Below are 19554 nucleotides of genomic sequence, written 5' to 3'. Positions count from 1 at the left end.
GATGAGGCAACGAATCACCGTTTCGCGCGCATTTCTGATGAGTCAACGCGGTCAGAGGGGCCGAGTAGTGTCGAACACATGTTCGATATATCCGCGTTGACCTTGGTCGACCCGCTCGCGGATGAGGCTGAGTTGATCGCGGTCATCGCCGATTTGGAGCGGCTGAAGTCTGCAGCCGCAGCCGGCCAGGCCCGCGCTACGGCTGCGCTGGATGAGCGTCGGCGAGCAGTGGAGGCTGCCGCAGGGGTGCCGACGAAGCAACGAGGCAGAGGCATATCCAGTGAGGTTGCCCTCGCGCGGCGCGATTCGCCCTCGCGCGGGAACCGGCACCTGGGCTTCGCCAAAGCTCTAGTGCACGAGATGCCCTACACGTTGGCTGCCCTGGAGTGTGGAGCACTTTCCGAATGGCGCGCCACTCTGATCGTGCGAGAGTCGGCGTGCCTCAGCGTGGCGGACCGCCGTGTGCTGGATGCCGAGATGTGCGCCGATATCAACAGTCTCGACGGGAAGGGTGACTCCCGGATAGCCGCGGACGCCAAAGGAATCGCCTGCCAACTGGATGTCCAATCGGTGGTCGAACGGGCAGCGAAAGCCGAATCTGAGCGGAACGTGACTTGCCGTCCGGCCCCTGACGCCATGACCTATGTGACCGCGCTGCTCCCGGTGGCACAGGGCGTAAGTGTCTATGCGGCACTACGACGATCCGCCGATACTACGTTCGACGATCGGTCCCGCGGTCAGGTCATGGCCGACACATTTGTGGAGCGGGTCACCGGTCGACCGGCCGAGACTCCCGAGCCGATCGCCGTCAACCTGGTCATGTCGGATCAGGCACTGTTAAGCGAGGCTGACAGCCCCGCAATCGTCGATGGCTACGGGCCGATACCTGCTGCGATCGCTCGCAAGCTGGTCGAGGATGCAGTCGGCGATGATCGGTCGAAGGCCACCTTGCGACGGCTCTACCGTCATCCCAAGTCTGGATCCCTGGTCGCGATGGAGTCGCGGTCGCGTTGCTTTCCAAAGGGATTGGCGAAGTTCATCGGGTTGCGAGATCAAACCTGTCGAACGCCGTATTGCGATGCCCCGATTCGCCATCGCGATCACGCTGTGCCGAAAAGTCGCGGGGGACCTACGCATGCGCTCAACGGTCTGGGCATGTGCGCTCACTGCAACTACGTCAAGGAGTCACCGGGCTGGGAGGTGAGCACCTGTGAGGAAAACGGTGTCCACACCGCCGAATTCGTCACGCCCACCGGCGCGCACTACGAGTCGACGGCACCACCGCTGCCGGGTGCTCGATTGGTCACCGTGAGTGAACTCGAAGTCAGAATTGGCATCGAGCTCGCTGACCTACACGCCGCGTAGATGATAGCGGCGCTCAGGTCTGCCTGCGCCGTACTGCAATCGCAATTCCAGTACGTCGGCGCTCAGGTAGTGCTCGAGATAGCGCCGCGCGCTAACTCGAGAAATCCCAACCAGATCCGCGCACTCGGCCGCAGAGACCTCGCCGGCGCTGCGGACCGCGTCCAGCACCAGTCGGCCCGTCTCGACGCCGAGGCCCTTCGGCAGGGCCTGTGTCGCTCCACCGGGCCGACCGAACAAGGAATCGACCAGCGACTGGTCGATCCCACCCGCCGACTCCAGGGTGTCCGCCCGTGCCGCGAACGCTTCCAACTTGGCCTTGAACTGCGGGAACTCGAACGGCTTGATCAAGAAATCCGCGGCCCCACCGTCCAAAGCGCCTTTGACAGTGTCCAACTCCCGTGCCGCGGTGATCATGATGACGCCAACCAAGTTGCCATCCGACCGCAGCTGCTGCAGCACCTCCAGGCCGGTCATATCCGGCAGATACACGTCCAGCAGCACCAACTGCGGCTGCAAATCCTGCACCGCGGCCAAGGCTTCCGTGCCGGTCCGTGCCACTCCGCTGGCTCGAAATCCGTCCACCTGTTCGACGAATCGCCGATGAATCTCGGCCACCATGAAATCGTCGTCGACGATCAGCACGTCACGCATGCGCGGCCTTTTCGGCGACGACGCCCGTCGGCAGCCGCACCACGAAAAGTGCGCCCCCCGAGGGGCCGTCGGTCACCTCCACCGTCCCGCCGTACTGAGACGTCACGATCCGCACCAACGCCAGGCCGATGCCTCGCCCGCCCGGCGCGTCAGGCTTGGATGTCACACCACGGGCGAAGATCGATTCGCGAAGATACTCAGGCACGCCCGGGCCTGAGTCGGCGACAGAGATCATCAGCCCCTCATCGTCTTCGATGCCAATCGTGACCCGCGCCGGTTGCGACCCCACTGACACATCGACCGCATTGTCGACGAGATTGCCGAGCAGGGTGATCACGTCGGTCGCCAGCGCGGGCGGCAACGCCGCCAGATGTGACTCCGGGGCGATCTCGAGCGACACACCGCTCTCGGCCGCCAGCGTCGTCTTCGCGATCAACAAAGCCGCCACGGCGGGATCGGAAATACGTTGCGTCACTGCATCACTGATTTCTGCCCGCCGTCGCGTCAGAGTGCCGACCAGGTCACGCACCGAATCGTATTCACCCAGCTGGACCAAACCAGAGATGGTGTGCAGCTGGTTCGCGAACTCGTGCGTCTGCGCGCGCAGTGTGTCCGTCACGCTCTTGTGCGACGACAGCTGCCCTTGCAGAGCCGCTAGCTCGGTGCTGTCACGCATCGTCGTCACCGTGCCGATCCGCTGGCCCTGGCTCGTCGCCGCCCTCCGGTTCAACGCCAGCACCCTTGTCCGCGTGACGATCACGGTGTCGCCGGCGGAGCGGCCGTCCTCACCCGACAGTAAGAAATCGACCACCGCGGGATCCAACCCCACGCTGCCCACCGGACGGCCCACCGCATCGTCGCTCACCCCTAACAGATCCTGTGCACTGTCGTTGAGCAGCGTGATGTCGCCCTCGTTGTTCACCGCGACTACGCCCTCGCGAATGCTGTGCAACAACGCTTCCCGATGATCCGCCAAGCCGGCGATCTCGGCGATCTCCAGCCCGCGGGTGTGCCGTTTGATCCGCCTCGACAGCAGCCACGACGCCAGCAGACCCAGCGCCGCACCCAGTCCCAGATAAAACAGCAGACGTTCCCCAGACGCGCCCATCAATTCCCACAGCGACGGATACCGCTCGCTGACCGACGCCACCGCCACGACATCGCCGCTGTCGGCGAGGATCGGCACCTCACCCACGAGGCTGTGCACCCCATCGATCGTCAGATCACCGAACCAGGCGCGCCCCTCGTCGGCGCGCGAGGGACCCATATCGACCTGTCTGCCGAGCCGCGACGGATCCGATGACACCCGCACCGTGCCGCCGGGATCGATGATCTCCGCAAGTCCCGCACCCGACAGCGCCACCGCGCGGTCGACTTCGGGCGCCAGCACCTTCGAGGCCCCGGGATCGGCATACCGGTCCCGCACCACGGGCGTCGACGCCATGTTCTCGGCGACGGCGATCATCCGCGCTCCTCGCACCTCGCGGAACTCCCGCGTTGACTGCGCCACCGACACGGCAGCCACCGCGATCAGCACAATCGCGACGACCAGCAACTGGAACACCAGGAACTGGCCCGCAAGGCTGCGGAAGCCTCGCGCCGGAGACCGGAGAAGTTTCACAACGACCAAAACGTCCTTTGCGTACTCATGCGTGACCTACATCACTGCTCGGGTCCAGTATTGCTGAGCATCACAACAGACTGGGGAGCGACGTGAATACCAAGCACACCCGGCCGATGCTCGTCATCGCTGTGATCGTCGCCCTTCTGGTGACATCCTGCGGCGTCACTCGTGACGGCGGCGAACTCGGCCTGCACCGGCTACGCATGATGGTGCCCAACAGCCCCGGCGGCGGCTACGACCTGACCGCCCGCACCGCGGTGAAAATCATGGAGGACGACGACATCACCGGTCGCGTCGAGGTCTTCAACGTCATCGGCGCCGGCGGGACCGTCGCGATGGCCCGCCTCATGAACGAAAAGGGCAACGACGACCTCATGATGACCATGGGCTTGGGTGTCGTCGGCGCCACCTACACCAATGGTTCCAAAATCAAGGCTTCCGACGCGACGGCGCTGGCCAAGCTGATCGAGGACCCCGGAGCGATCTTCGTACCCGCCGATTCGCCCTTCAAGACCGTGCAGGACTTTGTCGCGGCATGGAAGGCGGATCCCGCCAGGGTGACGATCGGCGGCGGATCATCTCCCGGCGGCCCCGACCACTTGTTCCCGATGGAGGTCGCATCGACCGTCGGCGTCGACCCGAAGTCGGTCAACTTCATCACGTATGACGGCGGCGGCGACCTGCTCACCGCACTGCTCGGCAAGAAGATCACCGTCGGGACCTCGAGCCCCGGCGAACTCATCGACCAGATCGAAGCCGGCCAACTGCGTGTGCTCGCCGTCTCCAGCGATGAGCGGGTCGAGGGCATCGACGCCCCGACGCTCAAGGAGTCCGGCATCGACATGACCTTCGCCAACTGGCGCGGAGTCCTTGCGCCGCCGGGCATTTCCGATGACGCCAGGAGATCGATGATCAAGGTGCTCGAAGACCTCCACGCCACCCAGGGGTGGAAGGACGCGCTCGTCAAGAACGGTTGGACCGACGCATTCGTGACCGGCGAAGAATTCGAACAGTTCCTCGTAGAACAAGACAACCGGGTCTCGACGACCCTGACCGAACTGGGGCTGCTATGACGACGACAGAGGGGACGTCGACGTCCGAAAAGAGTGTCGACAAGGCCCAATATCTTGTCTGCGCCGTGCTGGTTGCGGTCGGCGCCTTCGTGATCTACGACGCGCTCACCCTCGAGGCAGGCTTCGCCAAGGTCGACCCCGTCGGTCCCAAGATGTTCCCCGTCGTCATCGGCGTCGTTCTCATTGCGCTCGCTGTCGTGCTGGCCATCGCGATCCCACGCGGTTCGGTGGGAGAGGCGGACGCAGGCGAAGACGTCGACCCTGACGCACCGGCCGACTGGCGCACCGTCGGTCTGCTCATCGGCATCTTCATCGCCACCATTTTCTTGGTCAACCCGCTGGGCTGGGCCATCACCGGCGCCCTGCTATTCGCTGGTACGGCAACCGTTCTGGGCAGCCGGCACTACATCCGCAACATCATCATCGGTGCGGTGCTCTCGGTCGGCAGCTTCTACGCGTTCTATTCCGGGCTTGGAATCCCTTTGCCCGCAGGCATTCTGAATGGAATCCTTTGACATGGAAAATCTTGACTGGTTGATCCAGGGCTTCGGGCAGGTAGCCACCCCGACGAACTTTATGTACGCCGTGATCGGCGTACTTCTGGGCACCGCGGTCGGTGTCTTGCCGGGCATCGGGCCGGCGATGACGGTGGCGCTGCTGTTGCCGGTCACGTACAACGTGCCCTCCAGTGCGGCCTTCATCATGTTCGCGGGCATCTTCTACGGCGGCATGTACGGCGGTTCGACGACCTCCATCCTGCTGAACACTCCCGGGGAGTCGTCGTCGGTCATCACGGCGATCGAGGGCAACAAGATGGCCAAGGCCGGACGTGCGGCGCAGGCGTTGGCGACGGCCGCAATCGGATCGTTCGTGGCTGGCACCATCGGCACCGTCCTGCTCGCCGCCTTCGCCCCGCCGATCTCGCGGTTCGCCGTCACCCTCGGCGCACCTTCCTACCTGGCGATCATGCTCTTCGCCCTCGTAGCCGTCACCGCGGTGCTCGGTTCGTCGAAACTGCGCGGCGCCATCTCGCTGTTCCTCGGCCTGGCGATCGGTGTGGTCGGCATCGACTTCCTCACCGGTCAGCCGCGGGCCACTTTCGGCATTCCGCTGTTGTCCGACGGCATCGATATCGTGATCATCGCCGTGGCCATCTTCGCGGTCGGCGAAGCGCTCTGGGTCGCAGCGCATCTGCGCCGCCGTCCTGCCGACATCATCCCGGTCGGTCTGCCCTGGATGGGTAAGAGCGACTGGCAGCGGTCCTGGAAACCGTGGCTGCGCGGCACCGCATACGGCTTCCCGTTCGGTGCACTGCCCGCCGGTGGCGCCGAGCTGCCGACGTTCCTGTCCTACATCACCGAGAAGCGGCTCTCCAAGCACAAAGAGGAGTTCGGTAAGGGCGCGATCGAGGGCGTCGCCGGTCCCGAAGCCGCCAATAACGCCTCGGCCGCAGGCACTCTCGTGCCGATGCTGTCCCTCGGTTTGCCCACCAACGCGACCGCCGCCGTCATATTGACCGCGTTTGTGTCCTACGGAATCCAGCCTGGCCCAACGTTGTTCGAGAAGGAGCCGCTGCTGATCTGGACGCTGATCGCCAGCCTCTTCATCGGCAACCTGCTGCTGCTGGTGCTCAACCTGCCGTTGGCGCCGCTGTGGGCCAAGCTGTTGCGCACGCCGCGGCCCTACCTCTACGCCGGCATTCTGTTCTTCGCCTGCCTCGGTGCGCTCGCGGTGAACGTGCAGCCGTTGGATCTCGCCCTGCTGTTGGTATTCGGACTCCTGGGCCTGATGATGCGCAGGTTCGGGCTGCCGGTGCTTCCGCTCATCATCGGCGTCATCCTCGGCCCGCGCATCGAACGTCAACTCCGGCAGAGCCTGCAGCTCGGCGGCGGCGACTGGACCAGCCTGTTCACCGAGCCCGTTGCGATCATCGTGTACGTGCTGATGGTGATCCTGCTGCTCATGCCGCTGGTGCTAAAGCTCATGCACCGCAGCGAGGAATCCCTGCTCATCGTCGAAGACGACAAGGACCAACGCGAGAAGGCGGCTCAGTCATGATCGTGATCGGATACAGCGCGGACGCGTTCGGCCGGGCCGCGCTCGAACACGGAATCGCCGAGGCGAAACTTCGCGGCAGCACGCTGCTGGTCATCAATTCGACGTCGGGGGAGGCGTACTCCGACCCCCGATTCGCCCAATCCGGCGAGGTACACGAGGTCGAGCGGCACCTCGACGAGTGCGGCGTCGAGTTCGAGCTCACCCAGCCCGTCGGCGTGGACACCGCCGAGGAACTGCTCAAGGCCATGGGCAGAGACGACGCAGAACTGCTGGTCATCGGCATCCGGCATCGCAGCCCGGTCGGAAAGCTGCTGCTGGGCAGCGTGTCGCAACAGGTGCTCCTCGAATGCCCCAAGCCGGTGCTGGCGGTCAAACCCGACGAAAGCTGACGCGAACCGTGCCGTCGATGGCCTGAACGGGATAGCTGCGTACGGACATGTCGCTTCCGCTGGCCTCGCAGCCGGTGGACAGATCAAAGGTGTGTCCGTGCAGTGGGCAAACAACGACCGCATCATCGGCCAGCCCGTCGGCCAGGGGACCACCCTTGTGCGGGCATACCGCGTCCAGGGCCCGCAGCGCACCGTTTCGCAGCCGGAACACCGCGATCTGCTCGCCGTCGATTGCGAACGTGCGCCCCTCGCCCACGGGAATTTGATCGATCGACCCGATATCGACGTCCGTCATCGCATTGGTACCTGAGGCAGGGGTATGAGTGGCAGCGATGTGCGGAACTGGCCTTGCGTCACCGGGTTTCGGCCGTCGCTCCATGGATCGCGATAGGCGTCGACGGACTTTTGCATGTTCGCGTCCAGTTGGCCGGCGATGCCCTCGGCATCGTCGACGACGACGGCGCGGACCGTGTCGATACCAACACGAGGCACGAACGCGTACGTGCGCTCGAGCCAGTTCGCATTCTCCCGGTAGTACTGCAGGAACCGGCCGGTGAGTGTGATGACCGTTGCCGTGTCATCGACAGTGGCCAACAGGTCCCCCTTGCGGACGTGCGCACCCGCCGCGCCGCCGACGTAGATCTCCCAACGGCCGCCGTCGATCGCCACCACGCCGAGGTCCTTACACAGCGCCTCCGCGCAGTTTCGGGGGCAGCCCGTGACTGCCAGCTTCATCTTGGCCGGGCTGGCGAGGCCTTGATACCGTTCCTCGATCGCGATGCCCAGTGCCGTCGAATCGCCGACCCCGTACCGGCAGAAGTCAGTGCCGACACAGGTTTTGACCGTCCGGAAGCTCTTGCCGTAGGCGTATCCCGACGGCATGTCGAGGTCCGCCCAGACGGCGGGCAGGTCTTCCTTGCGCACACCCAGCAGGTCTATGCGCTGGCCGCCGGTCAGCTTGATCATCGGTATCTCGTATTTCTCTGCTACGTCGGCGATTCGGCGCAACTGCGCGACATTGGTGACCCCGCCCTTCATCTGTGGGACCACCGAGAAGGTGCCGTCGCGCTGGATGTTCGCGTGTACCCGGTCGTTGATGAACCGCGCGTCCCGCTCGTCGACGAATTCGTCGGCCCACATCGTCTCCAACAGCGAGGCCAAGGCCATCTTCGAGCTCGCGTCCTCCTTGCCATCCGGGGCAAGGGCGGCGAAAACTGATGACACAGAATGCAGTTCGAGTCCACGGATATGGCGCATCAATGTCGGCTTGTCATAGGGAATGCTCGGCACGTACCACGACGCGGACGGGTCATCGGCGACCGTGCCGCCTGCGGCCCACTCGACGATCTGACCGACGAGTTCCTTGCACGAGCCGCAGCCCTTCCCGGCCTTGGTTCTGGCCATCACCCCACTCACCGACGTCTCACCGTCCTGCACACATCGCACCAACGCCGCCTTGTTCACGCCGTTGCAATTGCACACCTGACCGTCGTCGGCCAACTCGGCAACACCGATCTCCACGTCGGGGGTGCCGATGTCGAACATCAGCGACACCCGCTCCTCGGGGAGTGGTAGACCGCTGTCAAACGCCTGGGTGAGGAACGACACCTTGCTGACGTCGCCGAGCAGCGTTGCGCCGACCAGTTTTCCGTCCCGGATGACGATGGTCTTGTAGACGCCGTGGCGGGGTTCGGAGTACTGCACGAACTCGTCTTCGGGAAGCTCGGGAGCCTTCAGTCCCATTGCCGCGACGTCGACTCCGGCGACTTTGAGCTTTGTCGCTGTTCGTGAGCCGTGGTATGAGGCGGTCCTGTCGGCGCCGGTCAGATGGTCGGCGAGCACTCCCGCCTGTTCCCAAAGCGGCGCGACGAGCCCGTACACCTGACCACGGTGCTGGGCGCACTCGCCGACGACATAGATGTGGTCGTCGTCGATCGAGCGCATGTGGTCATCGACGACGATCGCCCGCTCGACGGTCAGGCCCGACCTCTGCGCCAGGCCGACGTTCGGACGGATACCGGCAGCGATCACCAGCATGTCGCACTCGATGGAACTGCCGTCGGAGAACACGATTCCCGCCAGGCGGCCGTTCTCGTCGGTGCGGACCTCGGTGGTGCGCTTCGACGTGTGAACGAGAATTCCCAGCGCCTCCACCGAGCGGCGCAAGATCGCCCCGCCCATGTCGTCGAGCTGAGCGTTCATCAACACCTGCCCGGCGTGCACGACCTCGACGTGCAGGCCGCGGTTCTGCAGGCCGCGTGCGGCCTCGAGGCCGAGCAGCCCGCCACCGATGACGACTGCCCTTGTGCGGTGCTCGGCCTGGGTGATCATGCCCATGCAATCGTCGAGGCTACGGAAGCCGAAGACGCCGTCGGTCAGCGTCTTGTCGTCGGCCCACAAACCCGCCATCGGTGGGAAGAACGATCTGCTGCCGGTCGCCAGGATCAGGTGGTCGTAGCGGGTGACCGTCCCGTCGTCGGCCTGCACCAGTTTCGCGTAGCGATCAATACGGACCACCCGCACGCCTGCCCGCAGGTCGATCCGGTTCTGGGCGTACCAGTCCATCGCGTTCAAGAAAATATCGTCCGCATCGGCTTCAAGGCTCTGACTGCCGGCTAGGACGTTGCTCAGCAATATCCTGTTGTAATTTCCGTACGGCTCGTCGCCGAACACCGTGATCTGAAAAGGTTCAGCACATTTTCCGCGTTCCTGTCGGGCCAGAACCTCCTCGATCGCCCGCACGCCGGCCATGCCGTTGCCGACGACCACCAGTTTGGGGGCCATCTCAGACCTCCACCAGTCCGAGGTCGACGACTACCGTCCCCGTGCAGCCCGCGGGTGCGGCGACGAACAGTTCGAGAACCGTGTCCCCGAGGAGGTCTTCGACCACCCGCAGTGCCACGTGAGTCGCACCGCGGGCCGCAATAGGGAAGTAGCGCATCGGTTTTCCATCACGGAACAACACGACGGTGATCATGTCGTCGCTGGAATTGCCGCCGCGGAAATACACCGGCTGGGTTATGGAACCCGCGGGCACCACATACCGCAGTGAATCGTCGAGCAGCAACGGTTTGTCCAACCCGTTGCCCTCGAAATCGAAGGGGCCCTGCAGGAATCGGGGAGTGCTGCCGTCGCTCACCCTCCCTGAAGCTAGGGTGCATATGTTTCAGATTCGTTTCCGAAGTGAGTCGGCAATGAATCCCCTGGCGCACCCGGGCCTGTGCAGTGGATGTGAGCGGGTGTTGACATTGGCGACACTGCGGTGCAATCGAAGCGGAATGGCCGGGCCGTAGAAATAGCCCTCGTGACTACTTTGACCCGTACCCGCACCATCGAGCACTGGGACGCCGAAGACGTGGCGGCCTGGGAGGCCGGTGGCAAGCAGATTGCCAAGCGCAACCTGATCTGGTCCATCTTCGCCGAACACGTCGGCTTCTCGATCTGGTCGATCTGGTCCGTGATGGTGCTGTTCATGCCGCAGAACGTCTATGGAATCGACGCGGCGGGCAAGTTCTACCTGGTGGCGGTGCCCACATTGGTCGGCGCCTTCATGCGGATCCCGTACACGATCGCGCCCGCCAAATTCGGTGGTCGCAACTGGACGATCGTCAGCGCGCTGCTACTGCTGATCCCGACTGTCTTGACCTGGTGGGCGATGAAGAACCCCGGCACGTCCTACACCACGTTCATCGTGGTGGCGGCGTTCGCCGGCTTCGGTGGAGGAAACTTTGCCTCGTCGATGACCAATATCAATGCCTTCTACCCACAGCGGCTGAAGGGATGGGCACTTGGTCTCAACGCCGGCGGCGGCAACATCGGCGTGCCGGTCATACAACTCGTCGGCCTGCTGGTGATCGCCGCCGTTTCCAACACCGCACCAGAGATCGTCTGCGCCATCTACCTGGTGCTGATCGCGTGTGCCGCCATTGGCGCAGCGCTTTTCATGGACAACCTCGGCAATCAGCGTTCGAACCTCGGCGCGCTGGCAGAAGCGTTGCGCTACAAGCACTCCTGGGTGATGAGCTTCCTCTACATCGGTACGTTCGGATCTTTCATCGGATTCTCCTTCGCCTTCGGTCAGGTGCTGCAGATCAACTTCCTGGCCGGCGGCGACACCGCCGCGCAGGCGTCACTGCACGCGGCGCAGATCTCCTTCCTGGGCCCGCTTCTGGGGTCGATTTCGCGACCGTTCGGCGGCAAGCTTGCCGACCGGATCGGTGGCGGGCGGATCACCATGTACACCTTCGTGGCGATGATCTTCGCCGCCGGCATCCTGGTGGGGACCGGAATGCTCGACGACGGCATGGCGGGGGCGCCGACAGGTGGCCAGATGATCGCGTACGTCGTCGGATTCATCGTGCTGTTCATCCTGTCGGGCATTGGAAACGGATCGACGTACAAGATGATCCCCTCCATCTTCGAGGCGAAGGCGCAGGGCCACGACGACTGGAGCCCCGCGGAGAAGGCGGCATGGTCGCGCAGCATGTCCGGGGCGCTGATCGGGTTCGCCGGCGCCGTCGGAGCACTGGGCGGTGTGTTCATCAACGTTGTCCTGCGGGCCTCGTACGTCGGTGAAGCCAAGTCCGCGACAAACGCGTTCTGGGTGTTCATGGCGTTCTATGTGATCTGCGCCATAGTCACCTGGGCGGTCTTCCTTCGAATGAAGACTGCGCGCGTCGATACCGGAGAGCACATCGGCCGCCCGGCGGTGCCCGTCGCCGCGGGCTGACCTGCACAAACTGATGCTCACCGCGAGGACAACCCCGCGGTGAGCATCAGTTTTCCTCGCCATAACGTGCGCGGAAACATTCCGGAACAGTGCCCACACACCATGAACTCATGGCCGTCACCCGCACCGCGTGTTCGTACTGCGGAGTCGGCTGCGGCATAAAGGTCGAGACCACCACCCAGGACGGCCGCGCGGTGATTGCCCGCGTGTCGGGAGACAAGCTCCACCCCACCAACTTCGGCCGGCTCTGCACCAAAGGGTCGACACATGCCGAAATGATGGCGGCGGTCGACGGCCGGCTGACCTCCGCACTGCTGCGGCCCGCTCGAGGCGAGGAGGCAGTCCCCGTCCCGGTCGACGACGCGGTCGCCGAGGCGGGACGGCGGCTGCGCGCCATCGTCGACGAGCACGGAGCCGACGCGGTCGCGCTCTATGTATCGGGCCAGATGTCCATCGAGGCGCAGTATCTGGCCACGAAACTGGCCAAGGGCTTTCTGCGCACCGTGCACATCGAGTCGAACTCGCGGTTGTGCATGGCAAGTGCGGGAACCGGTTACAAGCAGTCGCTCGGCGCCGACGGGCCGCCGGGGTCGTACACCGACTTCGACTGTGCCGATCTGTTCTTCGTCACCGGCTCCAACATGGCCGACTGTCACCCGATCCTGTACCTGCGGATGGTGGATCGGCTGAAATCCGGCGCCAAGCTGATCGTCGTCGACCCGCGCCGCACCGCCACCGCCGAACGCGCCGACCTCTTCCTGCAAATCAGACCCGGCACCGACCTCGCACTGCTCAACGGGCTGCTGAACCTGCTCGTCGAAAACGAAGACATCGACGCCGATTTCATCGCCGACCACACCGAGGGCTGGGACACCATGCCCGCCTTCCTTGCCGACTACACACCCGAGGTGGTCGCCCAGATCACCGGCCTCGCCGAAGAAGACATCCGCACCGCCGCGAAGATGATCGGCGAAGCAGGTGAATGGATGAGCTGCTGGACGATGGGGCTGAACCAGAGCACCCACGGCACCTGGAACACCAATGCGATCTGCAACCTGCACCTGGCCACCGGCGCAATCTGCCGGCCCGGCAGCGGCCCGATGTCGCTGACGGGGCAGCCCAATGCGATGGGTGGCCGCGAAATGGGTTACATGGGGCCGGGTTTGCCCGGTCAGCGTTCTGTCCTCGCGGCCGCCGACCGAGCTTTCGTCGAGCGGCAATGGGGACTGGAACCGGGTACCATCCGGACCGACGTCGGACCCGGCACCATCGACATGTTCAGCCAGCTCGCCGACGGTCGCATCAAGGCGTGCTGGATCATCTGTACCAATCCGGTTGCCACCGTGGCTAATCGCGCGACGGTTATCACCGGTCTGGAAGCCGCTGAGCTCGTCATCACACAGGACACCTATCGCGACACCGCCACCAACCGCTACGCCGACATCGTGCTGCCCGCCTCGTTGTGGGCCGAGTCCGACGCGGTGATGGTGAACTCCGAACGTAACGTCACACTGTTGGCGCAGTCGCTGCCGCCGCGCGGGGAGGCACGGCCTGATTGGCAGTTGATCTGCCAGGTGGCAACGCATCTGGGATTTGGCGAGCACTTCGCCTACGAGTCCAGCGAGCAGATCTTCGATGAGATCCGCCGCTTCCACAACCCGAAGACCGGATACGACCTTCGTGGTGTGAGCTACGCACGGCTGCGCGAGACATCGTTGCAGTGGCCGTGCCCACCCGGTGACGACAACGACCGTCACCCGATCCGCTACCTCAATGACGGCGTCAGCCAGGATCACTTCGTCGACGAGAACGGCCACGCACCGCGGCTGGCGTTTGCGACGCCGTCTCGACGCGCGGTCTTTCATGCCCGACCGCACATGAATCCGCGCGAGCTGCCCGATGACGACTTCCCGATGGTGCTCAATACCGGCCGCCTGCAACATCAGTGGCACACCATGACCAAGACCGGCAGGGTCGACGCGCTCAACAAACTGAACAGCGGGCCGTTCGTGGAGATCCACCCACTAGATGCCGTCGCGCTTGACATCGTCGGCGATCAACCCGTCGAACTCAGCACGCGGCGCGGTCGCGCCGTGCTCCCCGCAGTCGTCACCGATCGAGTGCGTCAGGGCACCTGCTTCGTGCCATTCCACTGGAACGACGAACACGGTGAATATCTGACGGTCAACGCACTCACCAACGACGCCGTCGACCCCGACTCACTGCAGCCCGAATTCAAGGCCTGCGCCGTCAGCCTGCGACCGTTCGCCGCACCGCTGCGCAAGCCCACGCCTTTGACGCCTCCGGAACTGACCGAGGGGCCGCTGGTGCTGTGGGCGTCGCAGACCGGCACCGCCGAGGAGTTCGCGGGCAAGGTGGCCGCCGCCATCGGCGCGCCGAACCTGGTCAACATGAACGACATTGCCCTCGCCGACCTCGCCACGCGCGACGTTCTCATAGTCACCAGCACTTTCGGCGAAGGCGGACCGCCCGACAACGGTGCCGAGTTCTGGAACCGGCTGAACTCCCCGGACGCCCCCACGTTGACGGGTGTGCGCTACGCGGTTCTCGGCATCGGTGACCGCACGTACGACAACTTCTGCGGCCACGCCAAGGCCATCGACACACGATTGGTCGCGCTGGGCGCAGCACGCTTGCTCGAACGTGTCGAATGCGAAGCCTACGACGACGAACCGATGAGCCGATGGGTCGATCAGGTCGCCACCCTGCTGGGACGCTCGGTGTCCTCGACGCCCGCCTCCGTCGCCGAACCGTTCACCCGCGCGCATCCGATCGTCGCACCGTTGTGCAGGAACGTTCTACTGAGCTCGCCCTCGGCGCTGAAAGAGGTGCACCAGTTCGGCTTTGACATCTCCGGGTTCGACGTCGCCTACGCGGCGGGTGACTCACTCGGCGTGTATCCGACCAACGATCCGGCTGCCGTCGACGCCTGGCTGGCCGCCACCGGTATGCACGGCGAGCACCACGTCGTCGTCGACGGCACCGAGTTGTCGATGCGCGAGGCGCTCACATCGCGTTACGACTTCTGTCGCGTGACACCGGACCTGCTGCGGTTCATCACGGAGAACTGTCGCGACGCGAAGGCGCTACGCGCCCGCAAGGACAAGCTCGACAAGTGGCTCGTCGGCCGCAACGGACTCGACCTCGTACAAAAATTCGTCGTGCACGCCGACCCTGACCAATGGCTCGAGGTGCTCGTGCGGTTGACCCCGCGCAACTACTCCATATCCTCGAGCCCACTGGTGAGCCCGCACGAGGTGCAGCTGACGGTCTCGGTGGTGCGTTACCGAGGCGCCGACGGCGGCCGGCGTGGGGGAGTGTGCTCGACGTTCCTCGCCGACCGCGCGACCACGGCTCCGGTGTTCTTGCAACGATCCCCGCACTTCCGGCCTCCGGAAGACAGCGGAACACCGATGATCATGGTGGGTCCGGGAACGGGTATCGCGCCGTTCCGCGGGTTCCTGCAGGAACGTCGTGCGCTCGGCCACGCAGGCCGCAACTGGCTGTTCTTCGGCGATCAACATCGCAACGAAAACTTCTACTACCGTGACGATTTGGAGGACATGGCCCGTGACGGCTTTCTCAGCCGCCTCGATGTCGCGTTCAGCCGGGACCAGGCCAAGCGGGTCTATGTACAGCACAAGATGCTTGATCGCGGCGCCGATGTGTGGCGCTGGCTCGACGACGGCGGGCACTTCTACGTGTGCGGCGATGCCTCCCGGATGGCCAGCGACGTCGATGCGGCGTTGACGACGATCATCGAAAGACACGGCGGCATGTCACGCGAGCGGGCCCACGACTACAAACGCGAACTCGTGGCCGCGAAACGCTACGTTCGCGACGTGTACTAGAGATCCTGTTCCATCGCGGCGGCGACTTCGCCCGCCTCGTAATGACTTTCAGCGAGCAGACCGGCCACCACCCCACGGCGGTCGGCCTCCGAACGGTTCTGGCTCAGCTTCGCCTTGCCCTCGACGCGGGTAACGGTGATTTCGAGCCCCACGATTCCGCCGAGTTGGCCGTCGATGTAGCGCTCGGGCGCGTCGCTGACGCGCCACGGCTCACTACGCACGTTCTCGTGCACACCGGTCAATCGGGTGACGACGTCGCGCAGCCAGGCACGGTCCTCGTGCACGCGCACGGTGCCGGACAGGTGCACTGCGATGTAGTTCCACGTCGGCACCACGCGACCGTGTTCGGCCTTGGCCGCGTACCACGACGGGCTGATGTAGGCCTCAGGCCCCGTAGAGATCAACAGCGCCGGGCTGCCGGGAGCAATGGACTTCCACTGCGGGTTGGCCTTCGCCATATGCGCCACCACGACGTCGCCCTCCCACATGATCGGCAGCAGGGTCGCGACGGGAGTCCCGTCGCTGCCGACCGTTACGAACTCGGCCGATCTCGTCGCGGCGACGAAGCGCCGAATCTCGTCGTCGTCGTCGATACGGTTGGAAGACGGGATATACATCTTGTGTCCGAGGGGGGACTTGAACCCCCACGCCCGTTAATAGGGCACTAGCACCTCAAGCTAGCGCGTCTGCCATTCCGCCACTCGGACCAGTTCGAAGGCAGCTTAGGTTATCGGATCACCCTGGCCGGACCCAAACCAAGGGAGACACGACCTTGGGGCGGGGCGGAGTCCCCGGGGAAGGCCGAGTGGTACGAATGGTGACTGTGAGCCCTCCGTCTGCAGCCGAAGCCGAGGTGGTTGATCTCGTCAGCGCGCTCATACGCTTCGACACGTCGAACACCGGTGAGCCCGAAACCACCAAAGGCGAGGCCGAATGTGCCGCTTGGGTGGCCGGACAACTGCAGGAAGTCGGCTACGAGACCGAGGTCATCGAAGCCGGTGCCCCCGGACGCGCCAACGTGTTCGCGCGGCTGGAAGGGACTGATCGCCAGCGCGGCGCCCTGATGCTGCACGGGCATCTCGACGTGGTGCCCGCCGAAGCCGCCGACTGGAGCGTCCATCCGTTCTCGGGCGCAGTCGAGGACGGCTACGTGTGGGGTCGCGGTGCCGTCGACATGAAAGACATGGTCGGGATGATGATCGCCGTCGCCCGCCATTTCAAACGCTCGGGCACCGTCCCCCCGCGTGACCTCGTTTTCGCCTTCGTCTCCGACGAGGAGGCGGGCGGCAACTACGGCTGCAAGTGGCTGGTCGACAACCGTCCCGACCTGTTCGAGAGCGTCACCGAGGCGATCGGCGAGGTCGGCGGTTTCTCGCTGACGATCCCGCGGCGTGACGGCGGTGAGCGGACGCTGTACCTGATCGAGACGGCCGAGAAGGCGATGCTGTGGATGCGGCTGACGGCGCGCGGGCGTGCCGGCCATGGGTCGATGATCCACGACAACAACGCCGTCACCGCGGTCGCCGAAGCGGTCGCAAAGCTCGGCAAGCACCAGTTCCCGGTGGTCCTCACCGAGTCGGTGGAGCAGTTCCTGACCGCCGTCACCGACGAGACCGGCTACACGTTCGACGTCGCCTCACCCGATCTCGAGGGCGCCATCGCCAAACTCGGCCCGATCGCCCGCATCGTCGGCGCGACGCTGCGTGACACCGCCAACCCGACGATGCTCAAGGCGGGCTACAAGGCCAACGTCATCCCGGCTACGGCCGAGGCGGTCGTCGACTGCCGCGTACTGCCCGGCCGGCTGGCCGCCTTCGAACGCGAGGTCGACGAGATCATCGGCCCCGACGTCACCCGCGAATGGATCACCAACCTGCCGTCCTACGAGACCGGCTTCGACGGCGAGCTGCTCGAGGCGATGAACGCCGCGATCCTTTCCGCAGACCCCGACGCCCGCACAGTTCCGTACATGCTGTCCGGCGGTACCGACGCGAAACACTTTGCGCGGCTAGGCATTCGCTGCTTCGGCTTCGCTCCGCTCAAACTGCCGCCGGACCTCGACTTCGCCGCCCTGTTCCACGGCGTGGACGAACGGGTACCCGTTGACGCATTGACGTTCGGTACCCGCGTTCTAGAACATTTCCTGCTGAACTGCTGACCGCACGACTGACCACTCGAAAGGATCGAAAATGGCGTTCGACTACAACCCCTACGACTTCCTGCCGCAGCTTCCGACGTTCACGGTGACGTCGGAGACGTTCAGCGACGGTCAAGCGTTCGGTAACGACCAAGTCAGCGGCATCATGGGCGCAGGCGGTTCGGATGTGTCCCCGCAACTGTCTTGGTCGGGATTCCCCGAGGCGACGCGCAGTTTTGCGGTAACGATGTACGACCCCGACGCGCCGACGGCGTCAGGCTTCTGGCACTGGGCAGTGGCCAACCTGCCCGCCACCGTCACCGACCTGCCCGCCGGGGTCGGCGACGGAAGCACCAGCGGATTTCCCGGCGACGCACTCACTTTGGCCAATGATGCAGGCCTGAAGCGCTTCATCGGCGCTGCACCACCGGCCGGACATGGCATGCACCGCTACATCATCGCCGTGCACGCCGTCGGTGTGGAGAAGCTTGACCTTCCCGCGGAGGCCACCCCCGCCTATCTCGGCTTCAACCTGTTCGGGAACGCGATCGCGCGCGCAATCATCACCGGGACCTACGAACAGAACTAGTTCTCGCGAACGGCCGAGCCCACAGCATCGGCCAACGACGCGAAACCTCCGTCGTGCAGGCGGTGAGCCAGGCCGTCGTGAATGCGCTTGGCCCACAGCCCGCCGCCGTAGATGAAGCCGGTGTAGCCCTGCAGCAGTGATGCGCCCGAAACGATGCGGTCCCAGGCATCCTCTGCGGTTTCGATGCCGCCGACGCTGATGAGCACCAACTGGCCGCCCACGCGCCGGTACAGCCGCCGCAGCACCTCCGCCGACCGCTGCGCGACGGGCGCTCCGGAGATGCCGCCCGAACCGAGCTCATCGACTCCCGGCGACTTCAGTCCCGCTCGAGACACCGTGGTGTTGGTGGCGACGATACCGGCCAATCCCAATTCGACTGCAAGATCAGCGATCTCGTCGATCTCCTCGTCGGCCAAATCGGGCGCGATCTTCACCAGCACGGGAGTGGTCGTCTCCGCCCGGACCGCCGCGAGGATGGGCCGCAGTGATTCGACCGCCTGCAGATTGCGCAGACCCGGCGTGTTCGGCGAGCTGACGTTCACCACTATGAACGACGCCAACGGCCCTAGCTGACGGGCGCTCTCGGCGTAGTCTTCGACCGCCGACTCGGCCGGGGTGGTCTTGCTCTTGCCGATGTTGACGCCGATCGGCACCTCGGGGTTTTGGCGTGCGAGCTGAATGGCCAACTCACCGGCCCCGTGGTTGTTGAACCCCATCCGGTTGAGCAGGGCCCGGTCTTCGGGCAGCCGGAACATCCGCGGCTGCGGGTTGCCCGGTTGCGCGACCGCGGTCACCGTGCCGACCTCGGCGTAACCGAAACCCAGTGCGCCCCAGGTCTTCAACCCCCGGCCGTCCTTGTCGAAGCCGGCGGCCAAGCCCAGCGGAGCCGGGAACCTAACCCCGAACACCGTGCTCGCCAATACCGGGTCGTGGGGCGCCAGCCATCGCGTCAGCGGACGGCGCGTGACCGCCAAGGCCGTGACGGCCCGCAACACCGCGAAGACCCAGGTGTGAATGCGTTCGGGCGCGATCAGAAACAGCACCCGCTGCAGCGCGCGGTACATCAT

Annotated in this window: 16 protein-coding genes and 1 tRNA gene; 9 read left to right on the top strand and 8 right to left on the bottom strand. The window is 64.8% G+C overall.

Annotation, left to right across the window (positions count from 1 at the left end):
- Positions 1-78 precede the first annotated feature (78 nt).
- Positions 79-1365 carry an HNH endonuclease gene (locus M1248_RS24365; protein ID WP_163727720.1) on the top strand — a complete coding sequence of 429 codons (1287 nt, stop codon included), beginning with the start codon at positions 79-81 and terminating at the stop codon, positions 1363-1365.
- Here M1248_RS24365 and M1248_RS24360 read toward each other — a convergent pair.
- Together M1248_RS24360 and M1248_RS24355 are read right to left on the bottom strand one after the other, a co-directional pair.
- On the bottom strand, positions 1351-2016 hold the full coding sequence (locus M1248_RS24360) for a response regulator (protein WP_163727723.1): 666 nt from the start codon (positions 2014-2016) through the stop codon (positions 1351-1353). The genes M1248_RS24365 and M1248_RS24360 overlap by 15 nt on opposite strands.
- On the bottom strand, positions 2009-3637 hold the full coding sequence (locus M1248_RS24355; protein ID WP_163727726.1) for a sensor histidine kinase: 1629 nt from the start codon (positions 3635-3637) through the stop codon (positions 2009-2011). Before M1248_RS24355 ends, M1248_RS24360 begins: the two co-directional genes overlap by 8 nt.
- Before the next feature lie 116 nt (positions 3638-3753).
- Between M1248_RS24355 and M1248_RS24350 the strand changes: the two genes are divergently transcribed.
- Genes M1248_RS24350 through M1248_RS24335 form a run of 4 tightly spaced genes read left to right on the top strand, consistent with a single transcriptional unit; the run spans position 3754 to position 7160 of the window.
- Positions 3754-4713: a Bug family tripartite tricarboxylate transporter substrate binding protein gene (locus M1248_RS24350; RefSeq protein ID WP_317149970.1), complete on the top strand. Its 960-nt coding sequence runs from the start codon at positions 3754-3756 to the stop codon at positions 4711-4713.
- Positions 4710-5228, top strand: coding sequence for a tripartite tricarboxylate transporter TctB family protein (locus tag M1248_RS24345; protein ID WP_163727730.1), 519 nt, complete (start codon positions 4710-4712; stop codon positions 5226-5228). Before M1248_RS24350 ends, M1248_RS24345 begins: the two co-directional genes overlap by 4 nt.
- A 1-nt stretch (position 5229) precedes the next feature.
- A complete protein-coding gene (locus M1248_RS24340; protein WP_317149965.1) occupies positions 5230-6771 on the top strand; it encodes a tripartite tricarboxylate transporter permease in 1542 nt (513 codons plus the stop codon).
- Positions 6768-7160 (top strand): universal stress protein, encoded by a 393-nt coding sequence (locus M1248_RS24335; protein ID WP_317149964.1) that lies wholly within the window; start codon positions 6768-6770, stop codon positions 7158-7160. The genes M1248_RS24340 and M1248_RS24335 overlap by 4 nt, the downstream gene beginning before the upstream one ends.
- On the opposite strand, the gene nirD is transcribed toward M1248_RS24335, so the two are convergent.
- Genes nirD through M1248_RS24320 form a run of 3 tightly spaced genes read right to left on the bottom strand, consistent with a single transcriptional unit; the run spans position 7141 to position 10299 of the window.
- Entirely contained in the window at positions 7141-7455 is a 315-nt protein-coding gene (gene nirD / locus M1248_RS24330) for a nitrite reductase small subunit NirD (RefSeq protein WP_317149963.1), read from the bottom strand. The genes M1248_RS24335 and nirD overlap by 20 nt on opposite strands.
- On the bottom strand, positions 7452-9944 hold the full coding sequence (nirB, locus tag M1248_RS24325) for a nitrite reductase large subunit NirB (RefSeq protein ID WP_317149962.1): 2493 nt from the start codon (positions 9942-9944) through the stop codon (positions 7452-7454). Before nirB ends, nirD begins: the two co-directional genes overlap by 4 nt.
- 1 nt (position 9945) lies before the next feature.
- A complete protein-coding gene (locus tag M1248_RS24320) occupies positions 9946-10299 on the bottom strand; it encodes a molybdopterin oxidoreductase (protein WP_317149961.1) in 354 nt (117 codons plus the stop codon).
- A gap of 174 nt (positions 10300-10473) precedes the next feature.
- On the opposite strand from M1248_RS24320, the gene M1248_RS24315 reads away from it, so the two are divergent.
- Together M1248_RS24315 and M1248_RS24310 are read left to right on the top strand one after the other, a co-directional pair.
- Complete coding sequence (locus tag M1248_RS24315) at positions 10474-11889, top strand: nitrate/nitrite transporter (protein WP_410506728.1); 1416 nt, start codon at positions 10474-10476, stop codon at positions 11887-11889.
- Between the two features lie 110 nt (positions 11890-11999).
- The gene (locus tag M1248_RS24310) at positions 12000-15761 is read left to right on the top strand and encodes a bifunctional nitrate reductase/sulfite reductase flavoprotein subunit alpha (RefSeq protein ID WP_317149959.1); all 3762 of its coding nucleotides are present in this window, start codon (positions 12000-12002) and stop codon (positions 15759-15761) included.
- On the opposite strand, the gene M1248_RS24305 is transcribed toward M1248_RS24310, so the two are convergent.
- Both M1248_RS24305 and M1248_RS24300 read right to left on the bottom strand, forming a co-directional pair.
- The gene (locus M1248_RS24305; RefSeq protein ID WP_317149958.1) at positions 15758-16378 is read right to left on the bottom strand and encodes an FMN-binding negative transcriptional regulator; all 621 of its coding nucleotides are present in this window, start codon (positions 16376-16378) and stop codon (positions 15758-15760) included. The two genes, M1248_RS24310 and M1248_RS24305, sit on opposite strands and share 4 nt — an antisense overlap.
- 4 nt (positions 16379-16382) lie before the next feature.
- Positions 16383-16468 (bottom strand) — tRNA-Leu (locus M1248_RS24300).
- A gap of 107 nt (positions 16469-16575) precedes the next feature.
- On the opposite strand from M1248_RS24300, the gene M1248_RS24295 reads away from it, so the two are divergent.
- Together M1248_RS24295 and M1248_RS24290 are read left to right on the top strand one after the other, a co-directional pair.
- Entirely contained in the window at positions 16576-17919 is a 1344-nt protein-coding gene (locus M1248_RS24295; protein ID WP_317149957.1) for a M20/M25/M40 family metallo-hydrolase, read from the top strand.
- Between the two features lie 31 nt (positions 17920-17950).
- Positions 17951-18487, top strand: coding sequence for a YbhB/YbcL family Raf kinase inhibitor-like protein (locus M1248_RS24290; protein ID WP_163727781.1), 537 nt, complete (start codon positions 17951-17953; stop codon positions 18485-18487).
- Here M1248_RS24290 and M1248_RS24285 read toward each other — a convergent pair.
- On the bottom strand, positions 18484-19551 hold the full coding sequence (locus M1248_RS24285) for a quinone-dependent dihydroorotate dehydrogenase (RefSeq protein ID WP_317149969.1): 1068 nt from the start codon (positions 19549-19551) through the stop codon (positions 18484-18486). The two genes, M1248_RS24290 and M1248_RS24285, sit on opposite strands and share 4 nt — an antisense overlap.
- Positions 19552-19554 lie beyond the last annotated feature (3 nt).

Origin of the sequence: Mycobacterium sp. 29Ha (assembly GCF_032883055.1) — a bacterium.
GTDB lineage: Bacteria > Actinomycetota > Actinomycetes > Mycobacteriales > Mycobacteriaceae > Mycobacterium > Mycobacterium gallinarum.
This window is presented reverse-complemented; position numbering and strand designations above follow the sequence as displayed.

What these genes read in the sequence shown, in the direction of transcription:
- M1248_RS24365 (WP_163727720.1), top strand. Translation starts at nt 79, where the DNA reads ATGTTCGATATATCCGCGTTGACCTTGGTCGACCCGCTCGCGGATGAG.
- M1248_RS24360 (WP_163727723.1), bottom strand. Translation starts at nt 2,016, where the DNA reads ATGCGTGACGTGCTGATCGTCGACGACGATTTCATGGTGGCCGAGATT.
- M1248_RS24350 (WP_317149970.1), top strand. Translation starts at nt 3,754, where the DNA reads ATGCTCGTCATCGCTGTGATCGTCGCCCTTCTGGTGACATCCTGCGGC.
- M1248_RS24345 (WP_163727730.1), top strand. Translation starts at nt 4,710, where the DNA reads ATGACGACGACAGAGGGGACGTCGACGTCCGAAAAGAGTGTCGACAAG.
- M1248_RS24340 (WP_317149965.1), top strand. Translation starts at nt 5,230, where the DNA reads ATGGAAAATCTTGACTGGTTGATCCAGGGCTTCGGGCAGGTAGCCACC.
- M1248_RS24335 (WP_317149964.1), top strand. Translation starts at nt 6,768, where the DNA reads ATGATCGTGATCGGATACAGCGCGGACGCGTTCGGCCGGGCCGCGCTC.
- nirD (WP_317149963.1), bottom strand. Translation starts at nt 7,455, where the DNA reads ATGACGGACGTCGATATCGGGTCGATCGATCAAATTCCCGTGGGCGAG.
- nirB (WP_317149962.1), bottom strand. Translation starts at nt 9,944, where the DNA reads ATGGCCCCCAAACTGGTGGTCGTCGGCAACGGCATGGCCGGCGTGCGG.
- M1248_RS24310 (WP_317149959.1), top strand. Translation starts at nt 12,000, where the DNA reads ATGGCCGTCACCCGCACCGCGTGTTCGTACTGCGGAGTCGGCTGCGGC.
- M1248_RS24305 (WP_317149958.1), bottom strand. Translation starts at nt 16,378, where the DNA reads ATGTATATCCCGTCTTCCAACCGTATCGACGACGACGACGAGATTCGG.
- M1248_RS24295 (WP_317149957.1), top strand. Translation starts at nt 16,576, where the DNA reads ATGGTGACTGTGAGCCCTCCGTCTGCAGCCGAAGCCGAGGTGGTTGAT.
- M1248_RS24290 (WP_163727781.1), top strand. Translation starts at nt 17,951, where the DNA reads ATGGCGTTCGACTACAACCCCTACGACTTCCTGCCGCAGCTTCCGACG.
- M1248_RS24285 (WP_317149969.1), bottom strand. Translation starts at nt 19,551, where the DNA reads ATGTACCGCGCGCTGCAGCGGGTGCTGTTTCTGATCGCGCCCGAACGC.